This window comes from Leisingera sp. F5 (assembly GCF_001593695.1).
Window position 1 is genome coordinate 1 of the sequence record NZ_LUKH01000113.1, and the last position, 5,916, is coordinate 5,916.

Genomic DNA, 5,916 nt, shown 5'->3' on the forward strand with positions numbered 1-5,916 from the left:
GTAATACAGACGAGGGGGCACCGAATGCCTGAAGGCCGGACAGGGCAGGGATACGGCGGCGAAAGCCTGCTGTTTCTGACGGATGAGCAGCTGCGCCAGGGGATCGAGGCAATGTTTTTTGCCTACCGCGGCTTTACCGCCGATCCGGACCGGATTCTGGCGGAATTGTCCTATGGCCGGGCGCATCACCGGGCGGTCCACTTTATCAACCGCTCACCGGGAACGACGGTGAACAACCTTCTCAGCATTCTGGGCGTGACCAAACAGTCGCTGAACCGGGTGCTGCGCACATTGATCGGCGACGGTTTGGTGATCAGCAAGGTGGGTGAGCTGGATAAGCGCGAGCGGCATCTGTACCTGACCGATCAGGGCGCGGCGCTGGAAGCCACGCTGTCAGACGCACAGCGCGCCCGGATGCGCGCCGCCTACAAAGATGCCGGCCCCGAGGCGGTGCAAGGCTTCAAAAAGGTGCTTGAGGCAATGATGGATGCGGATATGCGCCGTGCCTATGCCAAGTTGCGGGATTAAGGCGTATGAGCATGCATGACGCCCATCTGCTGATCATTGACGACGACGAACGCATCCGCGGGCTTTTGAAGAAATTCCTGATGCGCTCCGGCTTTCTGGTCACCGCAGCGCGCGACGCGGCCCATGCCCGCCGGGTGCTGGCGGGCTTGGATTTCGACCTGATCGTCATGGATGTGATGATGCCCGGCGAGGACGGTATCTCGCTGACAACTTCCTTGCGCGAAACCATGTCCACACCGATCCTGCTGCTGACCGCCAAGGGCGAAACTGAGGACAGGATTGCGGGGCTGGAAGCTGGCGCGGATGACTACCTGCCGAAACCCTTTGAACCCAAAGAGCTGCTGCTGCGTGTCAACGCAATCCTGCGGCGGATGCCGGACACGGTTGCACAGGAAAGTGCGCCCAAAGTGCTGCATCTGGGTGCCATCCGCTATGACATCGAACGCGGTGAAATGTGGCAGGGGGATGAGCTGATCCGCCTCACCGGCACCGAAAGCCAGTTGATGAGGATCTTCTCGGCCCAGCCCGGCGAGCCGGTCTCCCGCACCAAGCTGGTCGAGGATCTGGGCCGCGACCGCGGCCAGGCGCAGGAACGCGCGGTGGACGTGCAGATCACCCGTCTGCGCCGCAAGATCGAGCCGAACCCGAAACAGCCGCAATACCTGCAGACGGTACGCGGCGCGGGCTATATGCTGGCACCCGACTAAAGCGTACCGCGCCTCTTCCTCTTGCCAGAAATATCCCGGGGTCCGGGGCAGAGCCCCGGGATTCCCCTTGCCGCGCAGCGCCGCTGCCCCCTAGGGTCGCGCCAAACCCGGCCGCAGGAGGACACGCGCCATGACAACCGCCCTGATCACCCACGCGGATTGCCTGAACCACGTGACACCGGACGGGCATCCGGAACAGTTGGCGCGGCTGGAACATATCCTGCAGGCGCTGGAACCGCTTGACCTGAAACGCGTCACAGCACCGATGGCCGCCGAAGACGATATTCTGCGTATCCACCCTGCCGGATACCTGTCGAACCTGCGCAAAGCCTCGCCTGCTGAAGGCTGGGCACAGATTGACGGCGACACATTCATGTCTCCTGGCTCACTGGATGCCGCCTTCCGCGCGGCTGGTGCCGTGGTGCGCGGCGTGGATATGGTGCTGGGCGGCGAGGTGCAGAACGCCTTTGCCGCGGTGCGCCCGCCAGGACATCATGCCGAAACCGATACCGCGATGGGATTCTGCCTGTTCGGCAATGCAGCACTGGCGGCCAAACATGCGCTGGATCATCACGGCCTCAGCCGCGTTGCGGTGGTGGATTTCGACGTGCATCACGGCAATGGCACCCAGGATCTGCTGTGGGACGAGGCGCGCGCGCTGGTGATCACCAGCCAGCAGATGCCGCTCTGGCCCGGCTCCGGCCGCCCGGATGAAGACGGCGCCCATGGCAATATCCTCAACATGCCACTGGCACCGGGTTCGGGCCGGGCGGAAATGCAGGCAGCCTATGAAACCCAGGCCTTCCCCCGCCTGCGCGCCTTCAAACCGGAGCTGATCATCATCTCGGCCGGCTTTGACGCCCATCAGGACGACCCGCTGGCCAGCCTGAACTGGGCAACCGCGGATTTCGCCTGGATCACCGCCGAACTCTGCAACCTCGCAAGCGAACTCTGTGGCGCCCGTATCGTCTCGACTTTGGAGGGCGGATATGATCTGAACGCGCTGGCCGCGGCAACGCGCGCACATGTGGAAGAATTGATAAAGGCACCGGCATGACTGAGACCCCCGTAGACCAGATGAGCTTTGAACAGGCGATGCGTGAGCTGGAAGGCGTGGTGGACCAGCTGGAGCGCGGCGACGTGGCGCTGGATGCCTCGATCGCGCTTTACGAGCGCGGTGCCGCGCTGAAGAAACGCTGTGAGGATGAGCTGAAACGCGCCGAGGAAAAGGTCGCCGCCATCACTCTGGACTCCAACGGCGCCCCCAAGGGCACCCAGCCGCTGGATGCCGGCTAAGCCATGACCGTCGCAGCAGACGCCCGAACGCGCCCCTTTGCAGATGCATTGAAGAACGCACAGGCCAGCATCACCGCACATATGGAAATGCGGCTGGCAGGCAGCGACGAGCTGCACACCGCGATGCGCTACGCCATCACCGGCGGCAAGATGCTGCGCGGCTTTCTGGTGCTGGAAAGCAGCCGTCTGCACGGTGTCCCGGCTGAAGCTGCCCTTGAGGCAGCGCTCGCTATTGAATGCATCCACGCTTATTCGCTGGTACATGACGACCTGCCATGCATGGACGATGACGGTCTGCGCCGCGGCCAGCCTACTGTGCACAAGAAATGGGATGAGGCGATGGCGGTTCTTGCCGGCGACAGCCTGCAGGCCTTTGCCTTTGAGCTGCTGGCAGACACCAAGGCTGGCCCCCACGCCCTGACCCTGATCCGCGGCCTGGCGCAGTCCTCTGGCAAAGACGGCATGGTGTCGGGCCAGATGCTGGACATTGCGGCAGAGACCGCCGACGCGCCGCTGACGCTGGAGCAGATCACCAGGCTGCAGGGCCGCAAAACCGGCTGCCTGATCGAATGGTCCGCCACTGCCGGCGCGGTGCTGGCGGGCGATGATACGTTACCGCTGCGGCAATACGCACGCGCCCTTGGTCTTGCCTTCCAGATCGCCGACGACATCCTGGATGTGGAAGGCGATGCCGCCAAGGTCGGCAAAGCCGTTCGCAAGGATGCCGATGCCGGCAAGGCAACCTTTGTCTCGCTGCTTGGTCTGGCAGAGGCAAAAGCCCGCGCACAGTCTTTGTGCGACGAGGCCTGCACCGCGCTGTCGCCTTATGGTGAGGATGCAGCAACCTTGAAGGAAGCCGCGCGTTTCGTTATTGCGCGCGACAGCTAACCCCGCGCGCCACGCCCCGGCACCCCTGCCCGGCGCAGCCCAAGGAGACACCATGTCCGACCGGCCCAAGACCCCGCTTCTGGACCAGATTACCCGCCCCGCGGATCTGAAGGGGCTGACGGATGCGCAACTGGTGCAAGTGGCGCAGGAACTGCGGCAGGAAACCATTGCGGCCGTCTCCGTCACCGGCGGCCATCTGGGCGCAGGCCTGGGTGTGGTGGAACTGACCACCGCCCTGCACGCAGTCTTTGACACTCCGCGCGACAAGGTGATCTGGGACGTCTCCCACCAGTGCTACCCGCATAAGATCCTGACCGGGCGTCGCGACCGCATCCGCACCCTGCGGATGAAGGAGGGACTCAGCGGTTTCACCAAACGTTCCGAGTCGCCCTATGACCCGTTTGGCGCCGCCCATAGTTCCACCTCGATCAGCGCCGCGCTTGGTTTTGCCGTGGCGCGCGATCTGGGCGGTGTAATCCCCGAGGGCAACGGCGACGCCATCGCGGTGATCGGCGACGGTTCGATGTCTGCGGGCATGGCGTTTGAGGCGATGAACAACGCAGGCCACCTGGGCAAGCGGCTGATCGTCATCCTGAACGACAACGAAATGTCGATCGCCCCGCCGGTTGGCGCGCTGTCTTCCTACTTGTCGCGGCTTTATGCCGGCGAGCCTTTCCAGGAGCTGAAAGCGGCGGCCAAGGGGGCCGTCTCGCTGCTGCCCGAACCTTTCCGCGAAGGCGCCAAACGGGCCAAGGACATGCTCAAGGGCATGGCCGTCGGCGGCACTCTGTTCGAAGCCTTGGGGTTTTCCTACCTCGGTCCCATCGACGGGCATGACATGGACCAGCTGCTGCCGGTGCTGCGCACGGTCAAGGCCCGCGCCACCGGCCCGATCCTGATCCATGTGCTGACCAAAAAGGGCAAGGGCTATGCCCCGGCCGAGGCTGCCCGCGACAAGGGCCACGCCACCGCAAAATTCGACATGGTGACGGGGGAGCAGAAAAAGGCGCCCTCCAACGCGCCCTCCTATACTTCGGTGTTCGGCAATGAACTGGTGAAGCTCGCAGCCGCGGACGACAAGATCTGCGCCGTGACCGCGGCGATGCCCGACGGCACCGGTCTGAATCTGATGGCAGAACGCTACCCCTCGCGCACCTTTGACGTGGGCATCGCCGAACAGCACGGCGTGACCTTTGCCGCCGCCCTTGCGGCAGGCGGCATGAAGCCGTTTTGCGCGATGTACTCCACTTTCCTGCAGCGCGGTTATGATCAGGTAGTGCATGACGTGGCGATCCAGCGCTTGGCCGTCCGCTTTGCAATTGACCGCGCGGGCCTGGTGGGCGCCGATGGTGCCACCCACGCAGGCAGTTTCGACATTGGCTATATGGCAAACCTGCCCGGCATGGTGGTGATGGCCGCCGCCGACGAGGCCGAGCTGGCCCATATGATCGCCACTGCCGCTGCCCATGACGACGGCCCTATCGCCTTCCGTTATCCCCGCGGCGAGGGTGAAGGCGTCGAGATGCCTGAAACCCCGGAAGTGCTGGAAATCGGCAAAGGCCGGATGATCCAGGACGGCAAACGCGTGGCGCTGCTGTCCTTCGGCACCCGTTTGGGTGAGGTCAAAAAGGCCGCCGAAGCATTGGCCGCCAAGGGCATCACGCCGACAATTGCTGACGCCCGCTTTGCCAAGCCGCTCGACCGCGATCTGATCCTGCAGCTGGCTGCGGATCACGAGGCGCTGATCACCATCGAGGAAGGCGCGGTGGGCGGTTTCGGCTCCCATGTCGCACAGCTGCTGGCCGAGGAAGGCGTGTTCGACAGCGGCCTAAAGTACCGCTCGATGGTGCTGCCCGATACGTTCATCGACCAGGCCAGCCCTGCGGATATGTATGAAGTGGCCGCAATGAACGCGCCGCAGATCGAAGCCAAGGTGCTGGAGGTGCTGGGCGTCGCGACAATTGGTGAGAAGCGAGCTTAACGCCCCGCCTCTCCTCTCTTCTCCTGTTCCATACGGCGCGCTGGTATTTGGCAAGCTCACCTGAGCTGAATTTGCCTTGTGCTACCTATATCCGGTTGCGACGCAGAAAAACCTGTAGGCACCCGCTGTCATCCCCTTGTTCAGCTTGCGGACCAGCGCTGCGACCTGATCATCGCCCAGCAGGTAAACAGGCAGCTTTTCCGGATTCATAACAGCGAAATTCATCAGCATCGCCCGCTTGGCAAACACAGCAAAACCAAACACAACATCGAGCTTACGTGCAATAGATTGCTGTTCCCAAAGCTGGTCAACAACACCAGGGTACTGCCGGTTGATCCGCGCATAAAGCCGCCCGAGCGTCCGGAAGTTCAACAGCACAAAGACTAGATGCAAAATGCCCAAACCCTAAACCCCCGGCGGCTCCGCAGGCGGCACAAAGCTCTCCATGTCCTCGGCCTCCAGAACCGCCCGTAGACCCTCGCGGTAGGTGGGGTAGAACAGCTCCACCCCCAGCTC

The 5,916-nt window shown here is 63.3% G+C and carries 7 protein-coding genes and 1 pseudogene; 6 read left to right on the forward strand and 2 right to left on the reverse strand.

Annotated elements, in window-relative coordinates:
* The first annotated feature begins 24 nt into the window (after positions 1 to 24).
* The 6 genes from A2I95_RS25045 (at position 25) to dxs (ending at position 5,400) form a co-directional block, all read left to right on the forward strand.
* Positions 25 to 528 carry a MarR family transcriptional regulator gene (locus A2I95_RS25045; RefSeq protein WP_291734276.1) on the forward strand — a complete coding sequence of 168 codons (504 nt, stop codon included), beginning with the start codon at positions 25 to 27 and terminating at the stop codon, positions 526 to 528.
* A gap of 5 nt (positions 529 to 533) precedes the next feature.
* Complete coding sequence (locus tag A2I95_RS25050; protein WP_291734278.1) at positions 534 to 1,235, forward strand: response regulator; 702 nt, start codon at positions 534 to 536, stop codon at positions 1,233 to 1,235.
* A 130-nt stretch (positions 1,236 to 1,365) separates the two neighbouring features.
* Positions 1,366 to 2,292, forward strand: a complete 927-nt coding sequence (locus tag A2I95_RS25055; RefSeq protein ID WP_291734281.1) for a histone deacetylase family protein — start codon at positions 1,366 to 1,368, stop codon at positions 2,290 to 2,292.
* The gene (locus tag A2I95_RS25060) at positions 2,289 to 2,531 is read left to right on the forward strand and encodes an exodeoxyribonuclease VII small subunit (protein ID WP_291734284.1); all 243 of its coding nucleotides are present in this window, start codon (positions 2,289 to 2,291) and stop codon (positions 2,529 to 2,531) included. The genes A2I95_RS25055 and A2I95_RS25060 overlap by 4 nt, the downstream gene beginning before the upstream one ends.
* Before the next feature lie 3 nt (positions 2,532 to 2,534).
* Positions 2,535 to 3,419 (forward strand): polyprenyl synthetase family protein, encoded by an 885-nt coding sequence (locus A2I95_RS25065; protein ID WP_291734287.1) that lies wholly within the window; start codon positions 2,535 to 2,537, stop codon positions 3,417 to 3,419.
* Positions 3,420 to 3,471: 52 nt separating this feature from the next.
* The gene (gene dxs, locus A2I95_RS25070; RefSeq protein ID WP_291734289.1) at positions 3,472 to 5,400 is read left to right on the forward strand and encodes a 1-deoxy-D-xylulose-5-phosphate synthase; all 1,929 of its coding nucleotides are present in this window, start codon (positions 3,472 to 3,474) and stop codon (positions 5,398 to 5,400) included.
* 81 nt (positions 5,401 to 5,481) lie between these two features.
* On the opposite strand, the gene A2I95_RS25075 is transcribed toward dxs, so the two are convergent.
* Together A2I95_RS25075 and A2I95_RS25080 are read right to left on the reverse strand one after the other, a co-directional pair.
* Positions 5,482 to 5,802 carry a hypothetical protein gene (locus A2I95_RS25075; protein WP_291734291.1) on the reverse strand — a complete coding sequence of 107 codons (321 nt, stop codon included), beginning with the start codon at positions 5,800 to 5,802 and terminating at the stop codon, positions 5,482 to 5,484.
* A gap of 3 nt (positions 5,803 to 5,805) precedes the next feature.
* A pseudogene (locus A2I95_RS25080) lies at positions 5,806 to 5,916 on the reverse strand (SDR family NAD(P)-dependent oxidoreductase); the annotation flags it as partial.

What these genes read in the sequence shown, in the direction of transcription:
- A2I95_RS25045 (WP_291734276.1), top strand. Translation starts at nt 25, where the DNA reads ATGCCTGAAGGCCGGACAGGGCAGGGATACGGCGGCGAAAGCCTGCTG.
- A2I95_RS25050 (WP_291734278.1), top strand. Translation starts at nt 534, where the DNA reads ATGAGCATGCATGACGCCCATCTGCTGATCATTGACGACGACGAACGC.
- A2I95_RS25055 (WP_291734281.1), top strand. Translation starts at nt 1,366, where the DNA reads ATGACAACCGCCCTGATCACCCACGCGGATTGCCTGAACCACGTGACA.
- A2I95_RS25060 (WP_291734284.1), top strand. Translation starts at nt 2,289, where the DNA reads ATGACTGAGACCCCCGTAGACCAGATGAGCTTTGAACAGGCGATGCGT.
- A2I95_RS25065 (WP_291734287.1), top strand. Translation starts at nt 2,535, where the DNA reads ATGACCGTCGCAGCAGACGCCCGAACGCGCCCCTTTGCAGATGCATTG.
- dxs (WP_291734289.1), top strand. Translation starts at nt 3,472, where the DNA reads ATGTCCGACCGGCCCAAGACCCCGCTTCTGGACCAGATTACCCGCCCC.